The sequence below is a fragment of the Paraburkholderia sp. SIMBA_053 genome, from assembly GCF_046534895.1.
Taxonomy (GTDB): domain Bacteria; phylum Pseudomonadota; class Gammaproteobacteria; order Burkholderiales; family Burkholderiaceae; genus Paraburkholderia; species Paraburkholderia caledonica.
Genome location: NZ_JAWRXU010000002.1, coordinates 1,086,126 through 1,112,488 on the forward strand (window position 1 = coordinate 1,086,126; position 26,363 = coordinate 1,112,488).

The 26,363-nt window shown below is 62.3% G+C and carries 23 protein-coding genes; 11 read left to right on the forward strand and 12 right to left on the reverse strand.

Features of this window, described 5'->3' with window-relative positions:
- Window positions 1–115: 115 nt before the first annotated feature.
- The 5 genes from SB753_RS11355 to mprF form a co-directional block, all read right to left on the reverse strand.
- A complete protein-coding gene (locus tag SB753_RS11355; RefSeq protein ID WP_410800219.1) occupies window positions 116–1,975 on the reverse strand; it encodes an alpha/beta fold hydrolase in 1,860 nt (619 codons plus the stop codon).
- A 40-nt stretch (window positions 1,976–2,015) separates the two neighbouring features.
- Window positions 2,016–2,276: an acyl carrier protein gene (locus SB753_RS11360; RefSeq protein WP_410800220.1), complete on the reverse strand. Its 261-nt coding sequence runs from the start codon at window positions 2,274–2,276 to the stop codon at window positions 2,016–2,018.
- Complete coding sequence (locus SB753_RS11365) at window positions 2,277–3,950, reverse strand: amino acid adenylation domain-containing protein (protein WP_410800221.1); 1,674 nt, start codon at window positions 3,948–3,950, stop codon at window positions 2,277–2,279.
- 551 nt (window positions 3,951–4,501) lie between these two features.
- A complete protein-coding gene (locus SB753_RS11370) occupies window positions 4,502–5,779 on the reverse strand; it encodes a virulence factor family protein (protein ID WP_410800222.1) in 1,278 nt (425 codons plus the stop codon).
- The gene (mprF, locus tag SB753_RS11375) at window positions 5,776–8,328 is read right to left on the reverse strand and encodes a bifunctional lysylphosphatidylglycerol flippase/synthetase MprF (protein WP_410800300.1); all 2,553 of its coding nucleotides are present in this window, start codon (window positions 8,326–8,328) and stop codon (window positions 5,776–5,778) included. The genes SB753_RS11370 and mprF overlap by 4 nt, the downstream gene beginning before the upstream one ends.
- Window positions 8,329–8,840: 512 nt before the next feature.
- On the opposite strand from mprF, the gene SB753_RS11380 reads away from it, so the two are divergent.
- Window positions 8,841–8,981 (forward strand): hypothetical protein, encoded by a 141-nt coding sequence (locus SB753_RS11380; RefSeq protein ID WP_020070266.1) that lies wholly within the window; start codon window positions 8,841–8,843, stop codon window positions 8,979–8,981.
- A 213-nt stretch (window positions 8,982–9,194) separates the two neighbouring features.
- Here the strand turns inward: SB753_RS11380 and SB753_RS11385 are convergent, their stop codons facing one another.
- Window positions 9,195–9,347, reverse strand: a complete 153-nt coding sequence (locus tag SB753_RS11385) for a hypothetical protein (protein WP_164853511.1) — start codon at window positions 9,345–9,347, stop codon at window positions 9,195–9,197.
- A 233-nt stretch (window positions 9,348–9,580) separates the two neighbouring features.
- Between SB753_RS11385 and SB753_RS11390 the strand changes: the two genes are divergently transcribed.
- The gene (locus SB753_RS11390) at window positions 9,581–10,978 is read left to right on the forward strand and encodes an MFS transporter (RefSeq protein ID WP_410800223.1); all 1,398 of its coding nucleotides are present in this window, start codon (window positions 9,581–9,583) and stop codon (window positions 10,976–10,978) included.
- 23 nt (window positions 10,979–11,001) lie between these two features.
- On the opposite strand, the gene SB753_RS11395 is transcribed toward SB753_RS11390, so the two are convergent.
- On the reverse strand, window positions 11,002–11,496 hold the full coding sequence (locus SB753_RS11395; protein ID WP_087752529.1) for a DUF421 domain-containing protein: 495 nt from the start codon (window positions 11,494–11,496) through the stop codon (window positions 11,002–11,004).
- A 381-nt stretch (window positions 11,497–11,877) separates the two neighbouring features.
- On the opposite strand from SB753_RS11395, the gene SB753_RS11400 reads away from it, so the two are divergent.
- The gene (locus tag SB753_RS11400) at window positions 11,878–12,114 is read left to right on the forward strand and encodes a hypothetical protein (protein WP_020070262.1); all 237 of its coding nucleotides are present in this window, start codon (window positions 11,878–11,880) and stop codon (window positions 12,112–12,114) included.
- Window positions 12,115–12,188: 74 nt separating this feature from the next.
- Here the strand turns inward: SB753_RS11400 and SB753_RS11405 are convergent, their stop codons facing one another.
- Window positions 12,189–13,205, reverse strand: coding sequence for an NAD(P)/FAD-dependent oxidoreductase (locus SB753_RS11405; RefSeq protein ID WP_410800224.1), 1,017 nt, complete (start codon window positions 13,203–13,205; stop codon window positions 12,189–12,191).
- Between the two features lie 359 nt (window positions 13,206–13,564).
- Here SB753_RS11405 and SB753_RS11410 point away from each other — a divergent pair, with 359 nt between their 5' ends.
- On the forward strand, window positions 13,565–14,002 hold the full coding sequence (locus tag SB753_RS11410) for a carboxymuconolactone decarboxylase family protein (RefSeq protein WP_410800225.1): 438 nt from the start codon (window positions 13,565–13,567) through the stop codon (window positions 14,000–14,002).
- A 184-nt stretch (window positions 14,003–14,186) separates the two neighbouring features.
- Here SB753_RS11410 and SB753_RS11415 read toward each other — a convergent pair whose 3' ends face one another.
- A complete protein-coding gene (locus SB753_RS11415; RefSeq protein ID WP_410800226.1) occupies window positions 14,187–15,737 on the reverse strand; it encodes a methyl-accepting chemotaxis protein in 1,551 nt (516 codons plus the stop codon).
- A 76-nt stretch (window positions 15,738–15,813) separates the two neighbouring features.
- Here SB753_RS11415 and SB753_RS11420 point away from each other — a divergent pair, with 76 nt between their 5' ends.
- From SB753_RS11420 to SB753_RS11445, 6 genes are all read left to right on the forward strand, one after another.
- The gene (locus SB753_RS11420; protein WP_410800227.1) at window positions 15,814–16,020 is read left to right on the forward strand and encodes a hypothetical protein; all 207 of its coding nucleotides are present in this window, start codon (window positions 15,814–15,816) and stop codon (window positions 16,018–16,020) included.
- Window positions 16,017–17,408, forward strand: a complete 1,392-nt coding sequence (gene mdtD / locus SB753_RS11425) for a multidrug transporter subunit MdtD (protein WP_410800228.1) — start codon at window positions 16,017–16,019, stop codon at window positions 17,406–17,408. Before SB753_RS11420 ends, mdtD begins: the two co-directional genes overlap by 4 nt.
- Before the next feature lie 158 nt (window positions 17,409–17,566).
- On the forward strand, window positions 17,567–18,487 hold the full coding sequence (locus SB753_RS11430) for a LysR family transcriptional regulator (RefSeq protein ID WP_087752532.1): 921 nt from the start codon (window positions 17,567–17,569) through the stop codon (window positions 18,485–18,487).
- A 55-nt stretch (window positions 18,488–18,542) separates the two neighbouring features.
- Window positions 18,543–18,722, forward strand: coding sequence for a hypothetical protein (locus SB753_RS11435; RefSeq protein WP_410800229.1), 180 nt, complete (start codon window positions 18,543–18,545; stop codon window positions 18,720–18,722).
- A gap of 212 nt (window positions 18,723–18,934) precedes the next feature.
- Window positions 18,935–20,074: a glycosyltransferase family 2 protein gene (locus SB753_RS11440; protein WP_410800230.1), complete on the forward strand. Its 1,140-nt coding sequence runs from the start codon at window positions 18,935–18,937 to the stop codon at window positions 20,072–20,074.
- A gap of 144 nt (window positions 20,075–20,218) precedes the next feature.
- Complete coding sequence (locus tag SB753_RS11445; protein ID WP_020070254.1) at window positions 20,219–20,440, forward strand: hypothetical protein; 222 nt, start codon at window positions 20,219–20,221, stop codon at window positions 20,438–20,440.
- Window positions 20,441–20,488: 48 nt separating this feature from the next.
- Here SB753_RS11445 and SB753_RS11450 read toward each other — a convergent pair whose 3' ends face one another.
- Window positions 20,489–21,793 carry an MFS family transporter gene (locus SB753_RS11450; protein WP_020070253.1) on the reverse strand — a complete coding sequence of 435 codons (1,305 nt, stop codon included), beginning with the start codon at window positions 21,791–21,793 and terminating at the stop codon, window positions 20,489–20,491.
- A 270-nt stretch (window positions 21,794–22,063) separates the two neighbouring features.
- Here SB753_RS11450 and SB753_RS11455 point away from each other — a divergent pair, with 270 nt between their 5' ends.
- Window positions 22,064–23,101, forward strand: coding sequence for a GSU2403 family nucleotidyltransferase fold protein (locus SB753_RS11455; RefSeq protein ID WP_410800231.1), 1,038 nt, complete (start codon window positions 22,064–22,066; stop codon window positions 23,099–23,101).
- 161 nt (window positions 23,102–23,262) lie between these two features.
- On the opposite strand, the gene SB753_RS11460 is transcribed toward SB753_RS11455, so the two are convergent.
- Together SB753_RS11460 and SB753_RS11465 are read right to left on the reverse strand one after the other, a co-directional pair.
- Window positions 23,263–24,978: a SpoVR family protein gene (locus tag SB753_RS11460; protein ID WP_020070251.1), complete on the reverse strand. Its 1,716-nt coding sequence runs from the start codon at window positions 24,976–24,978 to the stop codon at window positions 23,263–23,265.
- A complete protein-coding gene (locus SB753_RS11465; protein ID WP_020070250.1) occupies window positions 24,975–26,246 on the reverse strand; it encodes a YeaH/YhbH family protein in 1,272 nt (423 codons plus the stop codon). Before SB753_RS11465 ends, SB753_RS11460 begins: the two co-directional genes overlap by 4 nt.
- Window positions 26,247–26,363: the final 117 nt, after the last annotated feature.

The window sequence follows — 26,363 nt, forward strand, 5'->3', positions numbered from 1 at the left end:
CATTCGATGAATGATGCTAATAATCAGCGCAATACGGATGTCGAGGCAGTTCATGTGGCCGATCATCGTTGACTTGTCGAGGTTTGTCAATGCCGGTGCCGTAAGCTGCGATCTCTCACGGACGCTGCGGTTTCAGGTTCCGTTGCGATTTTGCTCGTCGCTGAGGAACGCGTAATCCGCCTGCAAAAGCCATTGATCCGGCACGCGCGCCGAGTATGCGCTCGCGCAAAAACGCATCCACCTGCGCCATCATCGCTTCGCGCGCGCAGCGTGAAAAGAGCGCGTGATCGACCTTGCTGATCTTCTGCACCGAGAGATTCTTCAGCTTGCGCAACCGGTTTCCGTCAGGGCCAAAGTGGATGTCGAGTTCGTCGAGGCCGTCGTCGAGCATTCCGTATAGCAGCGCGGTTTGCACGCCTTTGCGCTCCAGATCGAGCACGAGTCTGCGGATGGCGCTGCCCGGCGTTCGCTCGCCGACGAGCGTCTCAAGCACCGCACCCACGCGAGCGGCGACGCGCGCCGACCATCTGCGCGCGAGCTCGGCGGTGATCGCGCGAGTATTGGCCTGGCCGCTCAGCAAGCGCAGCCATTTGCGCGGATTGCGCATCGCCCGCCGATACACCTCGCTCGGCGCGACGTACTGCGCACCCGGCCGCACGCGCGCGCCGCCCCACTTGAAAAACGGCAGATTGATGCACGCGCAACCGACCACGGCGGAATGCGCGAGCGCGGTATGCAGGCTCACATAAGCACCACTGCAGACGCCGGCCATGACGACCTTTGGGTAGCCAGCGGCTGTCAACCAGTCGACGCCCGCGCAGGCATCGTCGATCGAGTAGGTCGAATAGAGCGCGTCGAGCGTCAGCGTTGCGTCGCGGCGCAGGCTGTCGCCGAGACCGCTCAGATCCATGCGAAGCGATGCGATGCCCTGCGCCGCGAGCCGCCGAGCCATCAGCACGGTGAAGCGGCTGTCGCCGATCCGGTGCACACCACCCGTGTTGACGAACAGAACAGCGGGCGCTGCGTCGAGCGCGCGCTGCGGTTCGCACAGCACACCGACGTAGCCGCCGAACACGACCGGTGTCTCGCGCCCGTGCGCAAAAGCGATACTCGCCGATGCCGCGGCGTCCAGCACTTCCACCCTCGGAAGCGGCGCTGGCGCAGTGCCGGCGCCGAGCCATTGCAGCACGCTGTCGAACGCACGGCGAGGCGGCTCGCTGTAGCTCGGATCTGCCAGAAACTTACTGTATTCGCCGAAGAGTTGCACGTCCGCTTGCGCGCCGAGCGCCTCGTAACAAGCGGCGAGCCGCTTCAAACGGGGGCTGCCGGCCAGATCCTGCAACAGCACACGGCGCGCGGGAAGCCCGGTGCCAGCCGCGCTGCCGCACGGAGGGCCACACTCCGCAGCCCGTTCGAGATCGACTTTCGCAAGCAGTTCGAGCGTGTCCGGATAGAGCCTGAAGCCGTGCGCGCCGACGGTGTGCGGCAACTCTTCGTCGAGATGCAATCCCAGCGCGGTCTGGGCGGCGAGCCACGTATGCTGCTGAAGCTCCAGTTCGCGTATGTATGCCTTGCCGGAAATCACGGGCATCAACAGTACGAGGTTGTCGACACCGCCCAGCTCTTGCGCAGCGAGTGCGGCGAGTGTGGCGCCTACGCGCAGACCGCACAGCGTGACACGCTCCACGCCGGTTTCCGCACGCAGAAATTCAACCGCGGCCTTGATGCTGTCGATCCATGCACGCCAGCGCAGCGGGTCTTCCTCGTTGCCGCCCGAGTCGCCCGTGCCGGGATAGTCGAAACGCAACGCGACGGCACCGCGTGCGGCCAGCACGTCCGCGAGTTCGCGCCAGCCGCGATACACGGAAAGCGCCTCATAGCCGAACGGATTGCACAGCACCACGCCCATCTCGGGTTGCAAAGCGGCCGGCCCATGCAGCCATCCCGAACAGCCGTTGAATGCAACCGGTCTCATCGTGCTCGTGACCGTTGCGAGAGATTGCCGGAGTACAGCCTCAGCTTCGCGTTGCAATCGACTCCTCCGGCACGAGTTGCGCGATCACGCCGGCCAGCGCGGCGATGCTCGCGAACATGTCGTGGGTGATGAGCGAGCCCGGAATCTCGATCCCGAACGCTTCTTCGACGGCCAGCATCACTCGCACGGTGCCTAGCGACGACAAACCGGCAGCGTATAGATCGTCGTCATCGCCTAGCGTATCGATTTCGACATCGAGGCAGGCGGTCTCCTCGAGAATGCGGCGCACATGATGTTTCATTCATTTCCCCGATTGCGTGAATTTCTCGCGCGGTACTCGAACGTCGCCGTCGCGGATGCTGTGTGTCCGTAAGGTGAACGCATCGCCGCTCGCGCAATGAGCCGCGAGCGCTTTTCTATCGATCTTGCCGTTTGCGTTCAGCGGCATTGCGTCGAGCACGATGACTCGCTGCGGCACCGCGTAGGCCGGCAGGCGCTGACGGCATGCATGCAGAATCTGCGCGACGTCGACCGGCGTGTGCGTCACGAACGTAAGCAAGCCGTGCGCGCGGCCTGCTTCATCGACAGGCCACGCGATCACCGCGCAAAGCGCGGCGCGGCTACTCGCCTGAACCACCTGCTCGACTTCCTCGATCTCGATGCGGTTGCCGCGAATCTTCACTTGCGTATCGAGACGCCCTTGAAAGACGATGCCCTCTTGCGGCACCTCGCGTGCGGCGTCGCCGCTTCTGTACCAGTGCGATGAGCGCAAGCCCGCATAACGCCCTGTAACGAACCGGCAATTGTTGGGTTCGTCCGCGCGCAGGTAGCCTGCCGCGACCTGTGGGCCGCCGATCAGCAATTCACCGCTCTCGCCTTGTGCGACCGGCTGCAAAGCTGCGTCGACGATCAGCAGTTCCATGCCGGGCAAGGCCTGGCCAAGCGGCATGACGGCGTGCGTTGGATCGGCGAGAAATTGCGGCGTGGCTTCGAAAGCGGTGCACGCGACGGTCGTTTCCGTCGGGCCGTAGAGGTTAAAAATGCGGCTCTGCGGCGCCGCCTGCTGCCATGCCTGCACGAGCGAAACGGGCAGCGGTTCGCCGCCAAAGCAGGTCACGCGCAGAGACGCGAATTGGTTCGGCGTGAGCTTGCGCAACTGACGCATGAAGGCAGCTACCGAGGGCACACTGTTCCAATGCGTGATCGCATGTTCGCGGATGAAAGCCGCGTTGTAGATCGGCTCGACCGTTTTCGGCACGTACAGGCAGGCAGCGTTCGCCCAGCACACGAACATGTCGTGCACCGAAGGATCGAAGGACAGTTCGCAAAATTGTGCATAGCGTGCATCAGGCAGCCGGCCGAGCAATTGAAGTTGCGCAGCGACGTAGGCGCAGGCGTTCGCGTGCGAGATCGGCACGCCTTTCGGCGCTCCGGTGGAGCCCGACGTGAAGAGAACGTATGCGTGATCGTGCGGCGCGCGTTCAACGGGGCGGCACGGGTCGATGCACAATGAATTCGGCAAGCGAGGCAGATCCGCCACGCGGCGATCTGCTGGCGGGTCATCTATGCCACTGAGATCTTCCTCATCATCGATGAAAAAGATTTGGGGGCACTCGTCTATCAGCATGAGCACTTCATCGAGCAACGCCGTGCAGCGGCGATCGACCAGCAGCACGGGCGCCTCCGACTGCTCGACGGCCGCCGCGATACGGGCGGCGGGCAGCGTCGGATTGAGCGGCACGTAGGCGAAGCCCGCCTTCATGATGCCGAGCAAACCCGCATAGGCGGCGACGCTGCGGTGTGCGAAAAGCAGACAACGGCGAACGCCGTCGGCGGGCATTGCCGATGTCAGTCCGGCCGCGATACGGCTCGCACGCGAAGCGAGTTCGCCATAGCAATACAGGTGTTCGTCGACCCAGAGCGCGGGCCGCTCGGGCTCGCTTGCGGCAGTGTCGAAGAAAAAGAAATCCAGCATTCACGGCCTCGCGTTGCACATGCACGGCCCCGCCGCGCACGGTCGGCAACCGGGCGAAAGCGGTTCTCCGTCATGTCGGGCACACACTGCCGCACGGACGCAGTGCGCGGTGGCGCACTGAGTTACCGCAGCAGAATGTCGTAACCAGGATGAACGAAAACGGCGCCTTGCAACGTCAGTTGCGCGAGCAAATACTCGTGCCGCCGGCCGCTGAAGGATTTGGAATGATCATAGAATCCGGCCGCGCCGGTATATGTACGATAACGCTCTCACACCGCGATCGAGCGTGCGGGAGAACGCGCGTCGCGCTGTCTGCGGACGCGGACGCGGTGATGATTGGGTGCACGTCGCGCGCGAGCGCTGAGGAGAAAAACGCGCTGATGAACCGCGCGCGTTTTTGAAGAGCCAGCAGCGATGGCTGCGGGGATATGTGAGGCGGACGCCCAGAACGGGACGCTCGAACGACGAGGCAGCGCAACGCTGATGAAACCTCGCTGCAACGTCGACGAAACACCCATGCAACAACGGCGCATGACGCGCCGTTTGAACAATCAGTCTTGCACGCCGCTCTGCTTCCTGAACGCGGCGAGAATGCGTCGTTCGAGCGCGTTGTAGTCGCCGCCGAAGTGGTGATCGCCCGACGTACGGATCACTTCGATGCCCGTCTTCGTCAGCGCGGGGCACAGCGTGTCTTCTTCGTCTGCGCCGTAAATGCACTGCACGATCGCGGGCGGCACGCGAGTCAACTCGGGACGCACCTTCAACGCCTTATCGCTTGCGGGCATGCCGAGCCAGCCGCCTACGCGGATCTGGAAGTCGGCGTCCGGCGCGAAGCCGAGCAGCGAAATCAGCGACACCTTCGCGCGCAACGCGTCGGGCAAGCGGTTGTATGCGAAAGGCATTACGTCCGCGCCGAACGAATAGCCGATAAGCGCGACGTGCTGCGCGTGCCAGCGCGCGCCGTACGTTTGCATCACGCGTGCGAGGTCGCGGCTCGTCTGCGCGGGCGGCTTCTCGCTCCAGAAATAGCGCAGGCTGTCCCAGCCGATCACCGACACGCCGTCTTTCTGCAACGCCTGCGCGATGGTCTTGTCGAGATCGCGCCAGCCGCCGTCGCCGGATATCACGATCGCCATCAAGCCGTTGGGATGCGCCGCCGGCAACTCGATCAACGGCAGATCGGAGACGTCGTCGTCATGGGTCGATACGGTTTGCAGATGCGGCGCAATCAACGTGACGAGCCGCGCGCGATCGGCGTTGCCCGTCGACGCTTTTTCTACAAAGCCAGGAATCTTGTCGCGAATGATGGTTGCATCCGGCGGGCAAGGCCGGAAACGCCGATCGAGCGTGGGTTCGGCATCCACGGAAACAGCACCTGCAATCGTGTTCGAAGGCGCCTGTTCGAGCACCTGCATGGCGAGCGTCGCGCCCTGCCCGGTGCCCGCGACGATCGGCGCGAAATAATGGCTCGACTGCGATTGCCGTTCGAGTTGATGGCTCAACGCTTCGGCGTCGCCCACGAGCTGATTGCAGGTTTCCTTCTTCTGCGCCAGATCCGTCGCGAGGTTCGCCGCATAGCGTGCCGTATCCACGCCCACGGTCAATGCGCCGGCCTTGGCGAGCGCCTCGGCGCTTTGCTGATCGGCCGCGCTCCAGCCGCTTGCCTGCGAGTAAAGCACCACGAAGCCACGCAACGGACCCACCGGCTGCGTGACGGTGACGTTGCCGTAGCGGCCACCGGGAATGGTGGTCGACGCCGCATTGGCGAGCGTGCTGCAACTGACGAGGCCTGCTACGACAGCAAGCCTGAAAAACGAATGCAAGGTCATGAACGCCGGCCTCCTGCCAGCAATGACAGGTCGGCGAGCGTGAAGACCACGCCTACCGAACCCGACGCCGCGAGATAGCGCGGCTCCCAATGCGGCTGGAACTTGCTCTTGAAAGCGCGCAGTCCGCGGAAGTTATAAAAGCGGCCGCCGAAGCGCCACACGATGCCCGCAACCCGATGCCAGCGCGACGCGAGCGGCGTCGGCTGCATACCCGAGAGCGGCGCGATGCCGAGACTCAGCGAGCGGAATCCGGCCTGTTTCAGATGCAACGCCAGCTGCGTGAACAGATATTCCATTGCATACGGCGACGCACTTTCCACGTGACGCATGACGCCGACAGTCGCCTCGGTGTTCAGGTCGGTCGTCATGAACGTGACGAAGGCAACCGGCTCGCCGTTCTGGCGCACCAGCATGACCGACTGCGCGGCGAGGTATTCGTCCGTGAAGGCTGCGACCGAAAAGCTCTTCTCACGCGCGTCGCGGCTGTTGAGCCAGCCGTTGGAAATGCCGCGCAACGTTTCGAGCGACGCCGGTACATTCGCCTGATCGATCACTTCGACGGTGAAGCCGTCGCGCTCGCCGCGTTTGAGCGCGTAGCGCAGATGCGCGCGGTGTGAACCCTTCAGATCGAAATCGTCGAGCACCACATGGGCTTCCTCGCCGAGCTTCATCAGCGAAAGGCCCGCGTCGAGGTACAACGGCAAAGCGTTGGCGCGCACCTGATAGAACGCCGCGCGTCCGCCATGCGCATGCGCGAGCGCGACGAACTTGCTGATGAGGCCCGCCCACTCTTCGCGCGGCCCGACCGGATCGTGCAGTGCGGCCCACGTGCGCCCATATTTGGCGTACATCAGGAAAGCTTCACGCGACTCCGAGAACAGAAAACTCTTGTCGCCCATCAGCGCGAGACCGGCGTCGCTGCGCTCCTGCGCACGCACGATGCGCGCCGCGTCGTGCAAATCTTCGGGCGCCGGCTTCACGAAGTGGCCCGGCGCGGGGCGCAGCAACTGCCAGAACGAGAACGTCGCCGCAAACAGACTCGCGGCCAGCGTCGCGCGCAGCGCACGCGGCGCGCGTTCGTCGAAAGCGAATTGCCACCAGAGGTCGCCCGTATAGGGAACATCGCGAAAAGCGAACAGCATGACCCACGTGGCGAGCATCAGCACCATCGCCACCGACACGAGCCAGCCGGCCGTGAAGCGCTCCGCAAACAGCGACGAGTGACGATTGAAACGCCGGCGCGTTGCGAGCAGCAGCACGATCAGCGTGCACAGCACACCTGCTTCGACGAATGCGAGACCCTTGGTCAAGGACAGCGCGAGACTCACCACGGCGAGAGCCAGGGTCATCCACCAGGCGGCGTCCAGACGCCTTAGCAGACCGCGCGCGACGAACAGCAACAGCACGCCGAGCACACTGCACAGCATCTGCGAGCTTTCCAGAACCCACAGCGGCAGCACGTCGCGCAGAATATGCAGACGCTGCCAGAACGCGGGCGTTGCGCTGGAGATCACCAGCATGCCGCCGACCACGAACGTGACGAGGCTCAGGAAGAGCGGCGCAAGTCTCGACGCACCCGCGGCGTGCCGCAACGGCAGGCGGCCTTTCAACGCGCGGCCTTCGAAACCGGCGAGCAGCGCAGCCGAAACGACAAGCGGCACGCCAAAATAGATCGCACGATAAGCGAGCAACGCAGCGACCATCTGCTGCGTGGCCACACTGCCGTTCAGCGTGAACACCATGGCCGCTTCGAATACGCCGACGCCGCCAGGTGTATGGCCGATCATCCCGAGCAGCATGGCCGCGGCATAGACGGTGATGAACGTGACGAAGCTCACGTCGGCGTGCGGCAGCAGCGCCCACAGCGCGAGGCCGGCGGCGACTACATCGACCACCGCGAGCCCCACCTGTTCGAGCAGATCGCGGCGAGCGGGAATGTCGAACGACAGCCACTGCCAGCGTGTGCGGACCGAGCGTGTTTCGACGCGGCATGCAGCGCACAGCAGACCGAGCGCAACCAGCAGCAACGCACCCACCCAGCGGACGGTGGCCGGCGACAGATGCAGCATCGGGGCAAGCCTGCCGCCTACGCACACCATGCCGAGCGCCGTCATCAGTACAAGTGCGAGCGCGAGCGAAACACTCGTGAAAACGGTCATGCGGCCGATCTGTGCGGGCGTGATATTCGCCACGCCGTACACGCGGGCGCGCACCGCGCCGCCAGTCAATGCGCCGAAGCCGGTGGCATTGCCGAGCGCGGAGCCCGCCGTGGCGCCGATCCAGAGCGCTGCGCGAGGCACAGCCGCGCCCAGATAGCGCAGGCCGACTGCATCGCGACCGACCAGCGCCACATAACTCAGCGCGGTGGCGGCGAGCGCGGCGGTCCACTCGCCGGCCGTCAGCCGGCGCAGCTCGTGCATGACCGAGCGGTAATCGACGGCCTGCGACAGATGCTGGAGCACGACGAGCAGCAGCGCGCAGATTGCAAGCGCGAAAACGGGCGAGAGTAATCCCCTGATGCGAGAGGTCTTCGATGCACGAACGAACATCGCGCCTATGCGGCCGAAATTATTCTTATATCGATGGAACATGGTCAATGCGGGCCTTGCGTGGAGCTGTCGCGGCGACGGGCCGTCTGCCGCAAGGTCGCCAGTTCGGCGATTACAACTGGATAACGGCAGACAGGTTAAAAGGTTGACAGTGCAGGCCTTGGCGCCGGGGTTTAACCTGGGCCGATTGTGTGCAACGGGCGGGCTTCGCGGAGCGTTCTGGCGCCCGGTCGGCGGGTGTTGAATCCAGGGGGCTGAAGTTTAAACGCTTATTCGGCGCCGCGAACGAAGATTCGCAAATTGCCGGAACGGAACGCTGCTGTAGCGGCTTTGCGCGCGCACTAGCGTGGGTTAAACGTGCATATCTGCCGGGTGGATCTCAGTGGGAAAACTTCGTGGGCGCGAATAGCGCCGGTTAAGCTTTTCGCCGCATCTGCCGTAATCGCAAGCATCAGCCTCACGAGATGCGACGTATTAGCCGCAAGAACGAGGCACTTGACTGGAGAACGATGATGGCAGAACAGGATTGGATGATGGCGGGCTTGTATCTGGTCGGTCTGGTGTCGACCGCGCTCGTGATGAGCGCTTTGTCTGCGCGAGCAACGAAAGTGCGTCAAACGCTTGCGCGAGTACCGCGTCGCTCGGGTGAATGAGCGGGACACAAACTACGAATTAGCAGACGCACAAAGCACAAGCGGCGCAAATGCGCCGCTTGTTTCTGCTTGTTTCTGCTCGATTCCGCTTGCTTCTCTCTGATCGCCCTGCGAAGTCTTTTGCTTTACCGAGCCGTATCGGCGGAAAGCGTCAGCGCGGCGCAAGCAAGCTTGCACCCGGCCTTTCGAGGCGCGGGCACGAGCGCGCGAGCCTTACTGCGGGCGGCGATGCGCTTCAGCGATCACAGCGCAGTTTTGCAGATGCAGATTCAGCGCGTGCAGCGCGAGTGCGCGCAGCTTTGCGAGCCAGTTACCGTTGGTGGCGACGGTGTTGCGAGCGGATGCAGTGTTAGAGGCGGTGTTCATGGTCGGGCTCCTGTATAGGGTTTATACCTAGGGAATAACCCGATTATAGTCTTCTTATTGCGCAGCGCAACAAAAAACAAACATGTTGCGCAAGAGTCACGGACGCGAACCTGTCTCGCACAGCCGACCGGGGCAAAAAAAGGGCGCAATGGCAGCGGGCAGTATTAACAAACCGCACCGTACAGGTGCAATAATGACCCTTTTGCCCGCGACATCCCGCCGCGGCCTCCTCCATGACCGTCGCCGAGAAAGCCCTTATTGCGCCTCTGATCGTCGCGTGCGCGATGTTCATGGAAAGCGTCGACGCAAACGTGATCGTCACCGCCCTGCCCGCCATGGCGCGCGACTTTGGGCGCGACCCCGTCACGCTCAAAATCGCGGTGACCAGCTACGTGCTCGGCCTCGGCGTATTCATTCCGGTGTGCGGCTGGCTCGCCGACCGCTTCGGCGCGCGCACGGTATTTCGTACCGCCATCGGCATCTTCGTCACGGGGTCGCTGTTGTGCGCGGCCTCCAACTCGCTTGCCACCTTTACCCTCGCGCGTTTCGTGCAAGGCGTCGGCGGCGCGATGATGGTGCCGGTCGGGCGAATCATCATTTTCCGGGTTGTGCACAAAACCGATTTCATCCGCGCGATGAATTATCTGAGCGTGCCCGCCATGCTCGGCCCCGCGGCCGGCCCACTGCTCGGAGGCTTTATCACGACCTATCTGCACTGGCGTCTGATCTTTTTCATTAACGTGCCGATCGGGATTCTCGGCATCTATCTGACGAACAAACACATTGCGAACACGCGCGAGCCGCACCCGGGCCCGCTCGACTGGATCGGCTTTTTTCTGTCGGCGGCGGGCGCGGTGCTGCTTCTGCTGGGATTGTCGCTGATTGGCGGCGAACTGATTTCCAACCTCGACGCGTTTGGCATGTGCGCGGTGGGCGCTGTCCTGCTTGCACTGTATGTCGCGTATGCGCAGCGCGCACGGTTGCCCCTGCTCGACTTGCGCTTCTTCAAGGTGCCGACGTTTCAGGCAAGCGTGCTCGGCGGGTCGTTGTTCCGCATCGGCCTCGGTGCACTGCCGTTCCTGTTGCCGCTGATGCTGCAGGAAGGTCACGGCATGAGCGCGTTTCAATCGGGGCTGATCACCTGCGCGTCCGCATTCGGCGGAATGTTCATGCGCACCGTTGCGTCGCGCGTGCTGCATCGCTATGGCTTTCGTTCTGTGCTGGTGATCAATGCCGCGCTATCAGGAGTCTCGATCGCGGCCTGCGGACTGTTTTTTCCTGGTACGCCAACGTGGATCATCTGGGTGGTCGTGCTGCTTGGCGGCTTCTTTCCCGCGCTGCAATTCACGAGTCTTAATTCACTGACCTATGCCGAAATCGCGAGCCGCGATGTGGGACGCGCAACGAGCCTGGGCAGCGTCGTGCAGCAGATGTCCCTCGGCCTCGGCGTGACGGTCGGCGGCATCGTGTTGCAGATTTCGCGTTTGCTGCACGGCCATGATGCCATCATGTGGTCGGATTTCTGGCCCGCGTTTCTTGTAGTCGGACTGTGCTCTTTCGCGTCCATTCCCGTTACGCTGCGCCTGCCGCCTCGCGCCGGCGAGGAAATCTCGCGCGGCGGCCGCGGCTGACACCGGAGCATCGGCCCGCCTGCTCACTGGTCCTTATGGATCACGCTCACGTCGCCATTGCGTTCGAGAATGGCGGCCGCCACTTTGTCCATCGACCGCGAGCCGGTTTTCTGGCGCACGCTTTCGCATACATCGTTCCGTGTCATCAGCGCGGCTTTCATTTCCCGTTCGTTGAACGCACCATTGTGGTAGACCTCACGCTCGACGCCGCCGATGAGCCGCTCGATCGCGGAAGATCGCACGCACGCCCATGCAAGGACGCGATGACACACCACGATCATCAACGACGCGAGAACCGTCGCGACGAACGGAGATGCGCCGACGATCGCACGGCCCAACGTCGCGCCGAGCAGAATCACCACGACCGAATCGAACGGCGAGCGTTTTCCGAACGAACGCCGGCCTGAAATCCTGATCAGCACAAGCGTGACGAGAAACACCACGAAGGCGCGCAAGCTCATCTGCAGCGGGTCGAGATCCCTGCCTTGCCCGAATAGCAGATAGATCGCGTCCATCATTGTTTGTCCTCCTTGTAGCGGTCTCGCGCCGCCTGTCTTTTTGAGGTGTTCTGTGAAACGGGTGACGACGCCACGTGAGAGGGTCGAGCGCACGTTGCCTGCTGCGTCAAACCCGTCGATCAGACAGTTGAATGCACGGGAGTAAAGCCAGGCGGCATCGGCAACTTCTCCGCGCATGTCTGCGTTCAGCAAACCGCATGCCGTTCGCAACGTCGCAGTTCGTGAGATGGACGCGTCGCATCGCGATGCCGCGCGACGCATCGCGCCTCTGCCGTGATGTTCACCAATCTTTTGCCCGAAGCTTTCGGACCGCTGTCACTCGTCAGGTCCCGCAATTGCTTGGACCACTTACGATTGGATCAACAACACAAGGAGCTTCCATTGAAACGCGCATCTCTTGCCACGGCTCTCGTAGCCTCACTCGCTTTCATGCACACTGCAGCGCACGCCGAAGGCTGCACCAAGGGCGCGGTTGTCGGCGGCGTCGGTGGCCATGTTGCGGGCGGTCACGGCGTGGCCGGCGCAGCGGCAGGCTGTGCGATAGGCCATCATGAAGCGAAGAAAAAAGACAAGGCCGCAAGCGCCGCGGCTGCCGCAAGTCAGCCTGCGGGAAAATAGCGCGTCGTGATGTAAAAAAGACCCGGTGCGATCCAGCGATCGCAACCGGGTCTTCTGCAAGCGTGTGCGCGACGTTATCCTGCCGCGCTGACCTTCTCCGCAAGTTTTGCGTCGTAACTCGAATGGACATGCACGCGTTTCTTGTCCGGATACGCGTATGAATAGGCCTTTCTCAGCGCGAGCGACGCCTCGTGAAAGCCCGACAAAATGAGTTTCTGCTTGTTCGGATAATTGGCGATGTCGCCGACCGCAAAAATGCCTGGTCGCGAGCTTTCGTAGTTGGATGTATCCACGTCCACACGGCCGCCGTGAATGCTCAAGCCCCACTGACCGATCGGACCGAGATCGGCGACCAGTCCGTACAGCACGACGAGCTGTTCGGTTGGCAGTTCGGTCTCACCCTCGATATGTCGCAATGTGATGGATTTGAGCGCATCGGCTTCCGCATCGCTTGCAACAGTAAGCCCCGAAATCGCGCCGACGATAAAATCCATCTCCCCTGCTTCCACTGCGCGCCGCATTAACTCGACGCTGGAGTCGGCCGCGCTAAAGCCATTACGACGATGCACGAGCGTGACGCGCCGCGCGACCTTGCGCAACGCAAGCGCCCAGTCGAGCGCGGAATCACCGCCGCCTGCCACGACAACGGTCTTGTCGGCGAAATCTGCGAGACGCTGCACGCTGTAATGCACATAGCGCGATTCGAGCGGCGCGGCTTCCGCAAGCGGCAGCTTCTGCGGCACGAAGGCGCCGTTGCCGGCCGCAAGCAGAATTGCAGCGACGTCGAACACGAGACCGCGATCGGTCCGTACGGTCCAACGGCCGTCGCTGCGTTGTTCGACCGATTCGACCCGCTGTTCGAGATGAATGGGAACATCGAACGGCTTGCATTGCGCGAGCAGTCGGTCCACCAGTTCGCGCGCGGTACAGGACGGAATCGCGGGAATATCGTAGATCGGCTTGTCCGGATACAGCTCGGTGCATTGGCCGCCAATCCTGCCGAGCGCATCGACTATCTGGCAGGACAACCCGATCACCCCGGCTTCGAAAGCGGCAAAGAGGCCAACGGGGCCCGCTCCGACGATCAGCACATCGGAACGGATGGATTCAGAGGGCGACTCCGATACCGGCTCGGAGGCAGTCTGTGAAACTGGCTGCGGATTTGACTGCAAAGCTGATTCTGAGCCCTTTAGTGATGGAGGCTCGGCGGCGGACGTCATTCAGTATCTCTTCGATGGGACCAGTGACCCACCATACCGAATCGCCGTAGGCGCGGCAACGATGCCATTACAGTGAGCAAGGACGCTCGGGGAGCCGCCCACCGGTTGTCACAACGCAAAAGTGGTTACCTGAAAATCGCCAAAAATGGCCATTTTGCAAAGCCAGTGCCGCGACTAGTATTCACTCATCGCATCACTGATGCGTTCCACTAAACGCCAAGGAGTGAATCATGCAACAACGTCTCGATTTCTACAAAGTCGGTCCCGCCGCCATTAAGGCCATGCTGGGCCTTGAAGAACGTATCGGAAAATCGTCGATAGAAAAGTCGCTCGCGGACCTGGTTCGCCTGCGCGCATCGCAGATCAACGGGTGTGCTTTCTGCGTCGACATGCACACTGCCGACGCCCGCAAAGCCGGCGAAACGGACCGGCGCCTCGCCACAGTCGTCACCTGGCGCGAAACGCCGTTCTTCACCGATCGCGAGCGCGCCGCGCTGGAATGGACGGAAGCCCTCACGCTCGTCTCGCACGACCATGTGCCCGACGCCGTGTGGGAAGCGGTGCGCCCGCATTTCGGCGACGAAGAACTGGTCGACCTCACGTTGCTTATTTCGGCGATCAACGCGTGGAACCGCTTCGCCATTTCGTTCCGCAAGATGCCTGCATGAGCACCGGTTGCGCGAATGCATTGCACCGCGCTTCGCGTTCTTATCTGGCTCAGTGAAGCAGTGAATAAAGCAGTGAATCGCAACGCGAAGCGTGAGCGGGCAGCCGTGGCATCAATGGCATCAAGCGGTATCAAGCGGTTTGCAATGCGCTCGCTTCGCACCACATCAAGGCAATCAACGCAATTCAAGCGAGCGCGACCTTGAACGCCCCGGTCAGCTCGCTCAACTGCCGCGCCTGATCTGCGAGCGAGTTCGCAGTCGCCGCGCTTTCCTCAACGAGCGCCGCGTTTTGCTGGGTCACCTCGTCCATCTGCGTGACGGCGAGACTCACCTGTTTGATGCCTTCGCTCTGTTCTTTGGAAGCCGCCGCGATTTCTCCGACGATGCGCGCCACGCGCTGGATCGCGGCTTCTATTTCCCGCATGGTGCTGCCCGCGCGATCGACAAGCGCCGCGCCGCTTTCTACGCGCGAATTCGACTCGGCGATCAGCGAGCCGATCTCCTTCGCGGCGGCCGCTGAACGTTGCGCGAGACTGCGCACTTCGCCGGCCACGACAGCGAAGCCGCGTCCTTCTTCGCCGGCACGCGCCGCTTCGACTGCCGCGTTCAATGCCAGAATGTTGGTCTGGAACGCAATCCCTTCGATCGCGGCGATGATGCCCGTCATCTTCGCGGCCCCGGCATGAATCGCGTGCATCGTCTCCACCATGCCTCCCACGGAATCGCGCCCCTGGATGGCCATTTCCGACGCGCTGGTGGCCAGCTCGCTCGCATGGTGCGCATGCTCGGCATTTAGCTGGACGGTCGAGGTCAACTCTTCCATCGCCGCGGCGGTTTGTTCCAGCGACGCCGCCTGCTCCTCCGTGCGCTGCGACAGATCGAGATTGCCCGCCGCGATCTGCTGTGTGGACGACGCAATAGAATGCGATCCGGCACGCACGCTCGTCACCGTCGCTCGAAGCTTGTCCTGCATCGACGCGAGTCCGCGCAGCAGTGTCGCCATTTCGTCGTTCGAACGGATCGCGACGCGCGTCGTCAGCTCGCCTGCGGCAATCGCATCGAACTGGCGAAGCGCGGCGTGCAGCGGGTCCATGATCGCGCGGCGCAACGTGCGCCAACTGAAAAATGCGACTGTGAGACCGATCAGCACGCTGCCGATGCTCGCACTCAACAATCCATGAAAGAGCGCGGCGGAGCGCTCGTTGGCGTCGGCGGCCTGCTGGTTCAGATAGCCCTCCAATGCGCCCTGGCTCGCGTTCATCGCGGTGTACAAAGCGATTAGCCGATTTGCGCGCGTCTCGTCCATCCAGCTCGCGTCGCCGGTGCGGATTGCGTCGATCAACCGGTCGATGCCGTCGCGACGCACGGCGGTACGCTTTGCGTCGAGGTCGTCGGTGAGGCGTTGCAGTTCGGGCGTCTTCGGCAGATCGCGGAAACTGCGCCACCAGGTATCCGATTCGCCGAGCAACATGCGCGCGCGTTCGAGTTGCGCGTTCAGTTGCGGCGAGTGTGGATTGCTCATTGCCCAGTCGAGCCCGAAGCGCGCCCGCGACATGGCCGTGCCCGACTTGCCGAGCGCCACCACCGACGCGAAATGTACGTTGTACGCCTCGCGCTGTGCCTGGTTGCTTTCGGCCATGCCGAAAATGCCAAGCGCGCCAATGACAACAAGCAGCGCGCCGAGGAATGCAATCGTGATTGCGATGCGTAGATTGATGGTGAGCTTTCTGGTCATGACGGTGTGTCTCTTCCCCGGTGATCGTTATTTTCCTAAGCGGCATTTGTTCCGTCTATGAAACAACGTACCGTATATGGAAAATTATAACGATGCGGGTTCACGTCAAAAAACAAAATCGACACGGGTGGCGTGGGCGCGACACTGCCCGCCTTACGCGCCGCGCCGCCGTCAGGAAAACTCGCCGGACTTCCCGCGCCGTCGCGATGGCCATATCATTGAAGCGTTTGCTGACAAAACCTCAGACAAGGGCGCCGTGCGCCGACCATTCGCCATCACATGACCAGGGATTCGTCGCATACCGCGCTACTGTGGATCGTCGCCGCCGGCTTCTTCATGCAGTCGCTCGACACCACGATCGTCAATACGGCGCTGCCGTCCATCGCGCGCAGCCTGCACGTCGCGCCGCTTGCGATGCAGCCGATCGTGGTCGCCTACACGTTGACCATGGCGATGCTCACGCCCGCATCCGGCTGGCTCGCCGACCGCTTCGGCACGCGGCGCGTCTATTTCGCCGCAATCCTGATTTTCGTGATCGGCTCGGTCTGTTGCGCGAGCGCGCATACGCTCGGCCAACTCGTGATCGCGCGCGTGCTGCAAGGCGTGGGCGGCTCGATGCTGCTGCCTATCGGACGCCTTGCCGTGCTGCGCAGCGTCTCCGGCGAACAATACGTCTCCGCGCTCGCGTTCATTTCGGTCGCGGGACAACTGGGCCCGATCGCCGGGCCGACGCTCGGCGGCTGGCTCGTCGAGGCGATCACATGGCACTGGATCTTTCTGATCAACGTGCCGATCGGCGCCGCGGGTCTCTACGCGGTGCAGCGCTTTCTTCCATCGCACGGTGAGAGACAGGCGCCGCCGTTCGATTTCATCGGCTGCGGGTTGCTGTCGCTGTGCATGATCGCCTTTTCGCTGGCCGTCGACGCCCCCGCGCCGACCCATCAGGCTGCGTGGTCGGCGGCATTGTTCGCGCTGGCGGCAGTGAGCGCGCTCGCTTATATCCCGCACGCAAGACGGCGGCGCAACCCGCTCTTCAAGCTCTCGCTCTTCGGCGAGCCGAACTTCAGCGTGGGTCTGATCGGCAATCTCGTATGCCGCATCGGCTCGAGCGCCGTGCCGTTCCTCGTGCCACTGCTGTTGCAACTGGAACTAGGCTATACGCCGCTGCATTCCGGTCTGATGATGCTGCCCGCGGCCCTCGCGGGCACGATCGTGAAACGCTGGATCGCGTCGCTCGTGCGACGCTTTGGCTACGACCTGTTTCTGCTGGTCAATACGCTGGTCGTGGGTTCGTCCATTGTTGCCTTCGCCTTGATCACGCGCGGTACGCCGCTTTTCGTCGAGATAGTGATTCTGGCGGTGTTCGGTGCGGCCAACTCGATGCAGTTCGCCGCGATGAACAGCGTCACGCTCAAGGATCTCTCGCATGAAGACGCCGGCAGCGGCAACAGCCTGTTTTCAATGGTGCAGATGCTGGCAATCGGCCTCGGCGTATCCATCGGCGGCGGCCTCGTGAAACTCTTTTCCGCGCAATGGGGCTCGGCCGCGCTCGGCTTCCGCCTGAGCTTCGTGTGTGTCGGCGCGATCACGCTGATGTCGGCATGGGTGTTCCGTCACCTCGACACCGCGCCCCGCGTGCGTGCGCCGGCCAGCCAGGGCGTCGGGCGTTGAAGCGAGCGTCACTGTCTGCTGGCCGTGTTGCCTGGTGACTTCGTTGTCGCTTGCTGATGCGATACGCATAAGCCGATTCCGCTCTGTTCTCGCTCGGGTTCCGGCACGGCGTTTCGCGTTAGCATGGACGCCGTTCACGAATAAGAAAGGACTTACAGATGCCATTTGACGAGCGCATGCTGAACGGCATGGGCGTGCTGACAGCGATCGTCGACTGCGGAAGTTTCGCGGCGGCAGGCGTGGCGCTCGACATGTCGCAGTCGGGTGTGAGCCGCTCCGTCGCACGGCTCGAGGCGCGCCTGGGTATCCGGCTGTTCGACCGCACCACCCGCTCGGTTACGCTCACCGACGAGGGCCGGCGCTTCTACGAACAGATCGTGCCGCTGCTAAGCGGTCTCGAAGAAGCGGCAGCCTCGGCCGCGCAAGGCGCGACAGCGGTGCGCGGCCGCCTGCGCGTCAACATGGACCCGTTCTTTTCGCGGCTGGTGCTCGGACCCAGACTAGGCGGTTTCGTCGACAAACACCCGGATCTGCAGCTCGAACTGATCACGCGCGACCAGTTGGGCGATATGGTCAGCGACGGTTTCGACGTCGCGATCCGTTTCGGCGAGCCGCCGGTGTCGTCGCTGATCGCGCGCAAGGTGCTCGACACGCGCATTCTCACAGTCGCCGCGCCTTCGTATCTGAAGAAGCACGGACATCCGTCCAACCCCGCGGAACTCGAGAGCGGCGCGCATGCGTGCATCAAATTTCGCGATCCGCTCACCGGTTATCCGTTCACGTGGGAGTTTCATCGCGGCCGCAGGAAAATGGTCGTCACGCCTCAGGGCCGGCTGACCGTGAACGACGTCGGCACGCTGCACAGCGTATGCACCGCGGGCCAGGGGGTCGCGCAGATTCTCTCGCTCGGCGCCGAGTCGCTTGTGACGAGCGGAAAGCTCGTCGAACTCTTTCCCGAGTGGGGCGACGAGGTTTATCCGCTGTATGCGCTGTACCCGTCACGGCACCATCCGCCGGCCAAGGTGCGGGCATTCCTTGACTTCATTATTTCGCTGACGGGCGCCGGACAGACCGACTGAACGCGCGCAGGCCCGGGCTTTGCTCCACATGGTGAGTCTTCACAAGGAGAAAGCCATGGCCGACACCAAGCAGCAAACCGGCGATAAGCCGGACGACATCGCCCATCCGCAGCCGGCAGTGCATAGCGACAACGAGAAAAGCAAGCTGCCGGAGCGCGCCGACGAAGGACGCGATCAGTCGCCAGCCGATCGCCCCGGCCAGAAGCCGGGCGAAGGCGAACCGTCAGTGGGTTGAAATTAAGCGTGGGTCTACAAGCGGCTTTGCTGCATTTGCGCGGCAAAGCTGCATAAATTTTTCCCTTCCACCGCCTTTCATACGCCAGACATTTTTTCCGTTTTTTTACCGAATATTTTTTCGGCGTGATGAACTATTTTTCTGCTTGCAGCGACGTATGCGACCAGGCAGACCGGCTGCCGCCCCTTCAACAGATAACAAAGGCGACGCCCATGTTCATCCCCTCGCCCTCTTTCCAGTCCGCCATTCAGTCCGCCAGAGTGTCGATCTGCCTGCCGACGTGCAACCGGCCGGAGCTGGTTGTCGAGTGCATCGACTCGTGTCTTGCGCAGACCTACGGCAATGTGGAAATCGTGATCGGCGACGACTCGACCGATGCGCGCACCGAACAACTCATCGCGTCGCGTTACAGGAACGAGCGGCGCATCCGCTATACGAGGAACGAGCCGCCGCTCGGTCAGGCGCGCAATGTCGCGAGCCTCTTCCAGCGCGCGCGCGGCGACAGGATTATGCTGATTCACGACGACGACCTGCTTGCCACCGACGGCGTGGAGAAACTGGTGTCGCTCTGGCACCTGCATCCGCGGCTCGATGCCGCGTTCGGCGCGCAGTATGAGGCCGATCATTCCGGCGCGATCGACGTCGAGGTGAGCGCGCGGCTCAACGCGGCGTTCCGCCGTACAAAGGAGGCCGAAGGGTTGCAACCGCTGCCCGGCAGGACCGGCCTCATTCAGATGTTCCCGAACAACGGCTGGATGGCCGACGCGCGGCTCGTCAAACGCATCGGCTACAAGGAACAGTACGGCGTGTGCTGCGATTTCGTGTTCGGCACCGAACTTTGCCTCGCGGCGCGCGAGGTGTTTTATCTGCACGATTACGTGTCGGTGTATCGCAAAACCGCGACGTCCATTTCGCAGAGCACGCGCGGCACGTCGTCGGCGGCCACGCTCAGTGCTTACGCGTTCGTCAAGATGCTGAAGCTGCCGCCGCAACTGGAGCCGTCACGCAAGCTCGCGCTGCGGCGGCTCGCTCCCATCGTGGTGTCGGTACATGCGAGGAACCGTCAGGCGCGGCTCGGCTTCAAGATCGCGCTTGCTCATCTGTTTGCGTACCACTATGGCTTGAGCGCGCGGCTTTACTACCATCTGCTGATGCTGTCGCGAGCCGCGATGAGCGCGCGCGATCGAGCCGTGGCGATCGCCGCCTCTGCTGCGCCTGTCGCGCCTGTGGGTTCGGCCGCTCTTGTCAGTCCGGTCGCTCCTGTCGCGTCGGCGGGCTTGAGCGGCGAAACCGGCGCAGTAATGAGCGATTTCGTCGCCGAATTGGCCGCCGATACGACCGAGCCCGGCTGATCGTCCGCGGCTCGCCGGCATGCGCGGTCAGCGTTTTTTCTGCTAAGCATCCTCTGCTTAGCAAACACGTATTTGTTGCTTGGACTCGCGCACGCCGCTGATTACGATGAGCCGGACACGTCATCAGCTTCGAGGTGATTCGCCATGTCCGACAGTGCCTGTTTCAAGCCGCGCGTGATCGAGCCGGTTGCCGTCAATCAGCCGGAGGGTTTAGGGCTTGCGGTGGAGTTGTGGCTCGCCCAACCCGTTGACGGAATTGCCGGGCGAGCCGTGCGGATCCATTTGCGCAGCGACGCGAAAATGGCGCAGGCCGAAGCGCTGCGCGATCTGCTGCACGTGCTCGGCACCGAAATCGTGGTGTCCTGAGCGGGTGCGCGGCGCGCTTGTGGAAAGCGCGCGCGTGGGTCGGGAGACTTACGGTTCGTGCCGCAGATAGCCTTCTTTCGACGGATCGCGCATGCGCAACGCGACGAGCCCGGCAATGGCGCACAGCAAGGTGACATACCAGTAGAACATCGACTCGCTGCCGACCGACTTGAGCCACAGCGCCACGTATTCGGCCGAGCCGCCGAAAATCGCATTGGCCACCGCATACGAGAGACCGACGCCGAGCGCGCGCACTTCCGGCGGGAACATCTCCGCCTTGATCAGGCCGCTGATCGACGTATAGAAGCTCACGATCGCGAGCGCCAGCACGACGAGCGCGAACGCCGCATAGGGGCTCGTCACGTCTTTGAGCGCGTGCAGAAGCGGCACCGTGCCGATGGTCGCGAACAGGCCGAAGCACAGCATCGAATTGCGGCGGCCAATGCGGTCCGACAACGCGCCGAAGGCCGGCTGGAGCACCATGTAGACGAAGAGCGCCGCGGTCATCACATTGCTTGCCGTCTTGGCGCTCATGCCCGCCGTGTTCACCAGATACTTCTGCATGTACGTGGTGAACGTATAGAAAATCAGCGAGCCGCCCGCGGTGAAACCGAGCACTGTCATAAACGCGACGCGGTGCTTCCACAAGCCGCGCAGCGTGCCCGCTTCCTTGCGCTGACGCGTCGCGGCGGTGGTGGTTTCATCGAGCGATTTACGCAGATACAACGCGATCAACGCGGCTACCGCGCCGATCACGAACGGCACTCGCCAGCCCCATGCCTTGAGCTCCGCGGTGGAGAGCGTTTGTTGCAGCACGACCAGCACGAGCAGCGCGCACAGCTGGCCGCCGATCAGCGTCACGTACTGGAACGACGCGAAGAAGCCGCGCCGTCCCTTGAGTGCGACTTCACTCATATAGGTCGCACTCGTGCCGTATTCGCCGCCCACCGACAGTCCCTGGAACAGACGCGCCACTAGCAGCAGCGCAGGCGCGAGCGCACCGATCTGCGCGTACGTGGGCAACACGGCGATCACGAGCGAGCCGCCGCACATCATGAACACCGACACCATCATCGCCATGCGGCGGCCATGTTTGTCGGCGAGACGGCCGAAAAACCAGCCGCCGATCGGGCGCATCAGGAAGCCCGCCGCGAACACGCCGGCCGTGTTGAGCAATTGTGTCGTAGTGTTGCCGCTCGGAAAGAATGCGGGGGCGAAATAAAGCGCGCAGAACGAATAGACGTAGAAGTCGAACCATTCGACGAGATTGCCCGATGACGCGCCGACAATCGCGAAGATGCGGCGCCGTGTGTCGTGGGCGGAGGCCACGCTGTGGTCTGTGAGGTCGGTCATGTTGTGTCTTCCTTGTCTCTTGAACGGAGGCGGCGGTCATGGCGCCGCCTTCAGCACGCAGTTTTCAGCGTGGGCGAATTTTACAGAATCGCAAGTGGAAGTTGGGGGATTGTTGGCAAGCGCTACGGCAAGCACCGTCGTCAGTCCGGTCCCGCCCGTTCTGAGTTAGTTTTGCGATTTATCCCTCGTGGTTGGATCGCGAGGTATAAATTTGACGCCGATCTATTTATACCTTAATGTTTAATCACAGGGTATAAGGAGACGCCAGCCATGGCCAGCTTTCACAACGACGCACTGCAAACGCTGTATTCGTCCGTGACCGAGCGCGCCAGCGCACAAGGCCACATTCCCTTGCACTCTCCGGGATCGGCCGCCCAGAAGACCGTCGACGGGAAAACGTACACCTACTGGCGCGTCTATCTGGCATCGGGAAAGCACAAGGAAACGTCGCTGGGCCGCGCCGGCGAGCCTGCTACCGAGGCTGCGCTCGAGGCGAAACTACTCGAGAGCGCGGAGATGCGCGCGCTTGCCGCCGAGGTCCAGATACTGCGCAAGGCCAACTTTGCCGCCGCGGACAACTCTTCGGCGCTCACGCTGGCAACGCTCTTCAACGCGGGCATTTTCAGCCACGGCGGAGTGCTGGTCGGCTCCCACGCCTTCGGCGCGCTTCTGAACAGTCTGGGCGTCCGTCTGCCTGCGAATTACAGGACGGAAGACATCGACATTGGCAGCACCGGGAGCATTTCGGTGGCTATCCCCGAAGAGCGCAGCTTTCTCGACATTCTTCGTGATAGCGGTATTCCGTTTCTCGAGGTGCCGGAACTGGACTCGCGAAAGCCGTCCACGTCGTTCAAGGCGCGTGGACAGCCCCTCAAGGTGGACTTACTCGTGCCGGGTACCGAGGCTTACGAGACGAAGGCCTTGCCGCACTTGCGCGCCCACGCGACAGGGCTTCCCTACTTCAGGTACCTGGTATCGAACCCTACGCGCGGCTTTATCCTCGGCAAGGAACACGTGGTGCCGGTGATGCTGCCCGATCCCGCCAGATTCGCGCTTCACAAGCTTATAGTCAGCACGCTTCGCGACCCGTCGCGTGCGCTGAAGGCAGATAAGGACCGGCGGCAAGCCGCCGTGTTGATCGACGCGCTCGCGGAAAAGTTTCCGGACTGGCTGACGACAGCCGCCGACGAACTGGAGGAGAACGCGCGCACTCGGGTCGCAGCGGCGGCCACTCAGGCGTTGAACCTCGCCCCGGGCTTGTCGGAGCGCGCGCGGGATTTTCTGGCTGATCTGGGCGCCCAGGCGTAACCCAACCCGTAACCAGATTCGCGCGCCGATGGTCACGACTCACCCGTCGGGAACGCCAGGCTCGACTTCGGACTTCACAAAGAGACAGGCGCGCCGGCCACAACAGTGGCCGGCGCGCCCAAGAGAACCCTAAGCGCCCCTAAGCGCCCCCAAGCGCCCCGTTACGCCCTCACGGCCGGCGGCACGTAGCGGCACTCGTAACGCTTCCTGACCGTGCCGTTTTCATCGACGCTTTCGAGATACACGTCGAACTGCCACAAACGCGCCATGTGCTTGAGCACTTCGTCGCTATCGGATGAAAGATGGCGGTTGTCACTCATGAAGTGCCGCAGCGTCAGACTGCGGTCGCCACGTGTATTCACCGACCACACCTGGATATTCGGCTCGCGATGATGCATGTCGTACTGCCGCGACAACGCCTGGCGAACATATTGATAGCCGCTGTCGTCGTGAATCGCGGAGACTTCGAGCGCGTCGCGCATGTCGTCGTCGAGCACCGAGAACAGACGCATTTCCCGGATCAGATGCGGCGACAGGTACTGCGCGACAAAACTCTCGTCCTTGAAATTGCGCATCGCGTAGTGCATGGCGGGAAGCCACGGACTGCCGGCCAGTTCCGGGAACCACTTGCGGTCTTCGTCGGTAGGGTTTTCGCAGATGCGGCGAATATCGCTCATCATCGAAAAACCTAGCGCGTACGGATTGATACCGCTGTAGTAAGGCTTCGTGACGGGCGGCTGATAGACCACATTGCTGTGCGAATGGAGAAACTCCATCATGAAGCCGTCTTCCAGCTTGCCCTGGTTGTACATCGTGTTGAGCAGCGTGTAGTGCCAGAACGTGGCCCAGCCTTCGTTCATGACCTGCGTCTGCCGCTGCGGGTAAAAGTACTGTCCCACCTTCCGCACGATGCGGATCACCTCGCGCTCCCAGGGCTCCAGCAACGGCGCGTTTTTCTCCGCGAAATACAGCAGATTTTCCTGCGGCTCCGGCGGATAACGTTCCTCGATTTCCTCGGGCAACGGCGTATGGCGCGTGGGCAGCGTACGCCACAGTTCGTTGACCTGCGACTGCAGGTACGCCTCGCGCTCGCGCCGCGCGGCGAACTCCTTTTCGAGCGACAGTTTCTGTGGACGCTTATAGCGATCGACGCCGTAGTTCATCAGCGCATGACACGAATCGAGCAGTTCTTCGACACGGTCCAACCCGAAGCGCTCCTCGCACTCGGCAATGTAGTTCTTCGCGTAGACGAGGTAATCGATGATGGCATGCGCATCCGTCCACAGCCGGAACAGATAGTTGCCCTTGAAGAACGAGTTATGCCCATACGCCGCATGCGCGATGACGAGCGCCTGCATCGTCATCGTGTTCTCTTCCATCAGATACGCGATGCAGGGGTTTGAATTGATGACGATCTCGTACGCGAGCCCCATCTGCCCGCGACGGTAGCTTTTTTCGGTAGAGAGAAAGTGCTTGCCGAACGACCAGTGCCGGTAATTCACCGGCATGCCGACGGACGCATAAGCGTCCATCATCTGTTCAGCGCTGATGAGTTCCAGCTGGATCGGATACACGTCGAGCTCATATTGCTCTGCAACACGGGCAATATGCGAGTCGTACTCTTCGATCAACTCGAAGGTCCAGTCGGACGGGCACGGCAGAGGCCGTCTATCGGCTACGTTCATACGGACTTCCCTTTGCCCCTCAGTGGGCGTTCCGGTGTGTCCCCGTGCTTCAGCGTTGTCGACTGCTCCGGCTGCGACGGGTCGGACCGCGTCCGCCGCTGCCTCGGCATGCCCCGACTGACGCTGCGGCACGCCTTTCCCACGCTCCGGCTGATAGCCGCGCGCTTCGTTGTGCAAGTGCTTGTCCGTCATGACGACGCCACCTGCTTTTCGAACAACTCGCGAAACACCGGATAGATGTCAGCCGCGGTTTCGACTTTCTTCATCGCCATATGCGGCTGGCTCAACGCCAGTTGCGCATACTCGAGCCACAAATTCTGCTCTTCGGGCGTCACCTGAATATACGCAAAATAGCGCACCTTCTCCAGGATGTCATCCGAGAGTATCTTGCGGCACTTCGGCGAGTCGTCGGTCCAGTTGTCGCCGTCCGACGCCTGCGCGCCGTAAATGTTCCATTCAGTCGGCGAATAGCGCTCGTCCATGACCTTCTGCATCAGTTCGAGCGCGCTCGACACGACCGTGCCGCCGCTTTCCGTCGAATGGAAGAAAGTGTCTTCGTCGACCTCTTCCGCGCGCGTGTGGTGGCGGATGAACACCACCTCGATCTTTTCGTAATTGCGCTTGAGAAACAGGTACAGCAGGATGAAAAAGCGCTTCGCGAGATCTTTGCGCTGCTCATCCATCGAACCCGACACATCCATCAGACAGAACATCACAGCCTGGCTGGACGGTGTGGGCTGCTTCACGCGGTTCACGTAGCGCAAATCGAACGGATCGATAAACGGAATGCGCCAGATGCGCCCGCGCAAGTGGTGGATTTCCTCTTCAAGCAGTTTGATGTCTTCGCGACGGTCGTCGGGGTCCGCTTTCATGACCTCCAGTTGCCGCTCCATCTCGTGCAACTGATTGACGAGCGGCGCGCCGAGTGCGATGCGGCGCCCCAGCGCGCTGCGCAACGAACGGACCACGTCGATATTGTTCGGCGTGCCTTCGGCAGCCCAGCCGGCGCGAATGCTCTTCCACGTGGGCACGGCCATCAGGTGAGTTTTGACGAGCCGCGGCAATTCGAGGTCGTCGAAGAAATACTGCATGAACTCTTCACGGCTCAGTTCGAACACGAAGTCATCCTGCCCTTCGCCTTCGTTACTGGCCTGGCCGCCACCGCCGCCACCGCCACCGCCTTGCGGACGCTGGATCTTGTCGCCGCGGATGTAGTCTGAGTTGCCCGGATGCACCATTTCGCGCCGGCCGCCCGGCCCGTGCCGGAACGACGGCTCTGCGATGTCCTTGCGCGGAATCGTAATGCTCTGCGTGTTCTGTATGTCTTTGATGCTGCGGTCGCGCACCGCTTCCGAAACGGCGCGACGAATATAGTTCTTAACGCGACGCAAAAAACGCTCGCGATTTGCAATGCTTTTGTTCTTGCCTGCTAACCTGCGGTCGATGATTTGATGAAGCACGCCTCGTCTCCCTTGTCGACTCGTCGCGAGACGTACGCTGCATGGTCCAGTGCTATGTCCATGCAGCTTGCGCCTCGCAGGGTGCCCGCGCGGTCGGACCGCGCGGGCGGCACGCAA

Excerpts from the sequence above, each read along its gene's own strand:
- SB753_RS11390 (WP_410800223.1), top strand. The coding sequence starts at position 9,581 with ATGACCGTCGCCGAGAAAGCCCTTATTGCGCCTCTGATCGTCGCGTGC.
- SB753_RS11365 (WP_410800221.1), bottom strand. The coding sequence starts at position 3,950 with ATGCTGGATTTCTTTTTCTTCGACACTGCCGCAAGCGAGCCCGAGCGG.
- SB753_RS11445 (WP_020070254.1), top strand. The coding sequence starts at position 20,219 with ATGTCCGACAGTGCCTGTTTCAAGCCGCGCGTGATCGAGCCGGTTGCC.
- SB753_RS11420 (WP_410800227.1), top strand. The coding sequence starts at position 15,814 with ATGGAAAATTATAACGATGCGGGTTCACGTCAAAAAACAAAATCGACA.
- SB753_RS11380 (WP_020070266.1), top strand. The coding sequence starts at position 8,841 with ATGGCAGAACAGGATTGGATGATGGCGGGCTTGTATCTGGTCGGTCTG.
- SB753_RS11460 (WP_020070251.1), bottom strand. The coding sequence starts at position 24,978 with ATGACGGACAAGCACTTGCACAACGAAGCGCGCGGCTATCAGCCGGAG.
- SB753_RS11355 (WP_410800219.1), bottom strand. The coding sequence starts at position 1,975 with ATGAGACCGGTTGCATTCAACGGCTGTTCGGGATGGCTGCATGGGCCG.
- SB753_RS11370 (WP_410800222.1), bottom strand. The coding sequence starts at position 5,779 with ATGACCTTGCATTCGTTTTTCAGGCTTGCTGTCGTAGCAGGCCTCGTC.
- SB753_RS11385 (WP_164853511.1), bottom strand. The coding sequence starts at position 9,347 with ATGAACACCGCCTCTAACACTGCATCCGCTCGCAACACCGTCGCCACC.
- SB753_RS11450 (WP_020070253.1), bottom strand. The coding sequence starts at position 21,793 with ATGACCGACCTCACAGACCACAGCGTGGCCTCCGCCCACGACACACGG.
- SB753_RS11440 (WP_410800230.1), top strand. The coding sequence starts at position 18,935 with ATGTTCATCCCCTCGCCCTCTTTCCAGTCCGCCATTCAGTCCGCCAGA.
- SB753_RS11360 (WP_410800220.1), bottom strand. The coding sequence starts at position 2,276 with ATGAAACATCATGTGCGCCGCATTCTCGAGGAGACCGCCTGCCTCGAT.
- SB753_RS11395 (WP_087752529.1), bottom strand. The coding sequence starts at position 11,496 with ATGATGGACGCGATCTATCTGCTATTCGGGCAAGGCAGGGATCTCGAC.
- SB753_RS11410 (WP_410800225.1), top strand. The coding sequence starts at position 13,565 with ATGCAACAACGTCTCGATTTCTACAAAGTCGGTCCCGCCGCCATTAAG.
- mprF (WP_410800300.1), bottom strand. The coding sequence starts at position 8,328 with ATGTTCGTTCGTGCATCGAAGACCTCTCGCATCAGGGGATTACTCTCG.
- SB753_RS11430 (WP_087752532.1), top strand. The coding sequence starts at position 17,567 with ATGCCATTTGACGAGCGCATGCTGAACGGCATGGGCGTGCTGACAGCG.
- SB753_RS11415 (WP_410800226.1), bottom strand. The coding sequence starts at position 15,737 with ATGACCAGAAAGCTCACCATCAATCTACGCATCGCAATCACGATTGCA.
- SB753_RS11455 (WP_410800231.1), top strand. The coding sequence starts at position 22,064 with ATGGCCAGCTTTCACAACGACGCACTGCAAACGCTGTATTCGTCCGTG.
- mdtD (WP_410800228.1), top strand. The coding sequence starts at position 16,017 with ATGACCAGGGATTCGTCGCATACCGCGCTACTGTGGATCGTCGCCGCC.
- SB753_RS11435 (WP_410800229.1), top strand. The coding sequence starts at position 18,543 with ATGGCCGACACCAAGCAGCAAACCGGCGATAAGCCGGACGACATCGCC.